The organism is Rodentibacter mrazii (assembly GCF_001998825.1).
Taxonomy (GTDB): Bacteria; Pseudomonadota; Gammaproteobacteria; order Enterobacterales; family Pasteurellaceae; genus Rodentibacter; species Rodentibacter mrazii.
Map to the genome: position 1 here is coordinate 1 of NZ_MLHG01000087.1, position 2651 is coordinate 2651.

Here is a 2651-nt window from a genome sequence, read left to right on the forward strand (position 1 = left end):
TGAAGGTGGATTTTTACTTTAATGCTGATTTTTACAAAGTACGGTTAATTTTATTCGAATTTTTATTCTTATTCTGGGAGTGCTGAATTTACAATATATTGTATTTATTTTGAAAAGGATATTGTTAATATATCAAAAATAATATTCCTAAATATAAAGTGGTAGGAATAGAGATTATTGACGAAGTTTTATCAATCCGCTTTAATTATAGTAGTTAGGATGCATCGGTAAATCTTGTGATTATTTTAGTTCAGTTCATGGAAATTATAACGAGGAGAAAAGACGAAAATGAGCTTACTCAAAACCCTAACGCCAGAACTCAGTTTAGTTTTGCAAAATGATATTCCCGTACTGCATTTAAAACATCCGATTGGCACAGCAAAGATTGCATTGCAGGGAGCGCAATTAGTAAGTTGGCAACCAAGAGGGACAAAGCAAGATGTATTGTGGTTGAGCGAAATTGAGCCGTTTCAAATGGGAACAGCGATTCGTGGCGGCATACCGATTTGTTATCCGTGGTTTGGTAGTGTGAAACAACCGCCTCATGGTACGGCTCGAATTCATCTCTGGCAGTTAAGCCATTATGATTTGGCTAAAGACAAAGTGCGGTTAGAATTTTCGTTATTTTCAGATTTGAATATTATTGAAGCAAAAGTGGAGATGTTTTTTACGGATAAGTGCCACATCAGTTTTACCCATTATGGCGAACAACCGGCACAAGTGGCATTACACAGTTATTTTAATGTGGGTGATATTGAGCAAGTTGAGATCGTGAATTTGCCCGAAACTTGTTTTAACAGTTTGACTCAGCAACAAAAAAATGTGCCGTCACCGCGTTCCATTACAGAAAATGTAGATTGCATTTATTCAGCGGAGAAAACACAAAACCAAATTATTGATAAGGCGTTGAATCGTACCATTCAATTATATCATCATAATGCAAGCCAGCTTGTACTGTGGAATCCGTGGCATAAACCTACAAGTGCAATGAGCGAGCAAGCTTATCAACGTATGCTTTGCTTAGAAACCGCAAGAATTGATCATTTGTTAGAATATGGCGAGAGTGTTGGCGTAGAAATTTCTGTGAATGGCTAAATTTTGTTGCATAAAATCGGTGGATACTATAAAATCCGCGCGTTTTACTCATTTTTATAAGTGAGATAATTTGGAATCTTTTGCGTGTTGTGAAAGGTTTTTGCATAAACCAATAGAAGGAATACGATTATTAAAACCGTAAAAAAAGCGCCGGCAGTAAATCGCCCGAATCGCATTAATGATGAAATTCGTGTAAAAGAAGTTCGTTTAATAGACCAAGATGGTGAACAATTAGGGATTGTTTCCATTCAACAAGCCTTAGAAATGGCGGAGCAAGCGGAGCTTGATCTTGTTGAAATTAGTCCAAATGCAGAGCCGCCGGTTTGCCGTATTATGAATTACGGTAAATTCCTCTACGAAAAAAGCAAAACAGCAAAAGAGCAAAAGAAAAAACAAAAAGTCGTACAAGTGAAGGAAATTAAATTCCGTCCGGGTACCGACGAAGGTGATTACCAAGTTAAATTACGCAGCCTTATCCGTTTCTTGGAAGATGGCGATAAAGCAAAGATTACCGTGCGTTTCCGTGGTCGTGAAATGGCACACCAAGACATCGGTTTAGAAGTATTGGAACGGGTGAAAAACGATTTGGCTGAAATTTCAGTAGTTGAATCTGCACCGGGTAAATTAGAAGGTCGTCAAGCCGTAATGGTGTTAGCACCGAAGAAAAAATAAGAATTTTTTGTTGAGATTTTAATCTCAATAAAAATCTTTTCACTTAGGTGGAAAGTCATTGTAAGTTGGGCAGACTACGCAGCCTAACTACTTTGAGAAAAGGCAAGTTAATTTGCCTTATGATGGAAATGATCAGTGCCTCCAAGTAACTTTTTAAGTTCGCCTGATTATCTTGTTTTAAACGAAAAATGCGGAGTTATTTTAACAATGCCTAAAATCAAAACAGTACGCGGCGCAGCTAAGCGTTTCAAAAAAACTGCTTCCGGCGGTTTCAAGCGTAAACAATCTCACTTACGTCATATTTTGACTAAAAAAACAACTAAGCGTAAACGTCATTTACGTCATAAATCCATGGTTGCGAAAGCAGACCAAGTTTTAGTCGTAGCTTGCTTACCATACGCATAAGCCGTTATTTAAGCGAAACGTACGATTAGTTCATTTAGTAGAAAATAGACATAGGAGATTAAATAATGGCTCGTGTAAAACGTGGTATTATTGCAAGAGCACGCCATAAGAAAGTTCTTAAGGCTGCTAAAGGTTATTATGGTGCACGTTCGCGCGTGTATCGCGTTGCTTTCCAAGCGGTGATCAAAGCCGGTCAATATGCATATCGTGACCGTCGCCAACGTAAACGTCAATTCCGTCAATTATGGATTGCACGTATCAACGCAGCGGCTCGTCAAAATGGTTTATCTTACAGCAAATTCATCAATGGCTTGAAAAAAGCTTCTGTTGAAATCGATCGTAAGATCCTTGCTGATATCGCAGTATTCGACAAAGTGGCATTCGCTGCATTAGTTGAGAAAGCAAAATCTGCACTTTAATTTTTTAAAGTTTAGAGAATAAGGGCGCTGAAAAGCGTCCTTTTTTCTATAAATAAATTT

The 2651-nt window shown here is 37.8% G+C and carries 4 protein-coding genes; all 4 read left to right on the forward strand.

Annotated elements, in window-relative coordinates; all coding sequences use genetic code 11:
• Positions 1 to 288: 288 nt before the first annotated feature.
• The 4 genes from BKK47_RS11095 to rplT all read left to right on the forward strand — a co-directional run bounded on the left by BKK47_RS11095 (position 289) and on the right by rplT (position 2591).
• Complete coding sequence (locus BKK47_RS11095) at positions 289 to 1095, forward strand: D-hexose-6-phosphate mutarotase (RefSeq protein WP_077494892.1); 807 nt, start codon at positions 289 to 291, stop codon at positions 1093 to 1095.
• Positions 1096 to 1269: 174 nt separating this feature from the next.
• Complete coding sequence (infC, locus tag BKK47_RS11100) at positions 1270 to 1767, forward strand: translation initiation factor IF-3 (protein WP_026215354.1); 498 nt, start codon at positions 1270 to 1272, stop codon at positions 1765 to 1767.
• Positions 1768 to 1974: 207 nt separating this feature from the next.
• Positions 1975 to 2172: a 50S ribosomal protein L35 gene (rpmI, locus tag BKK47_RS11105; protein WP_005596065.1), complete on the forward strand. Its 198-nt coding sequence runs from the start codon at positions 1975 to 1977 to the stop codon at positions 2170 to 2172.
• A 65-nt stretch (positions 2173 to 2237) separates the two neighbouring features.
• Entirely contained in the window at positions 2238 to 2591 is a 354-nt protein-coding gene (gene rplT / locus BKK47_RS11110) for a 50S ribosomal protein L20 (RefSeq protein WP_077494893.1), read from the forward strand.
• Positions 2592 to 2651: the final 60 nt, after the last annotated feature.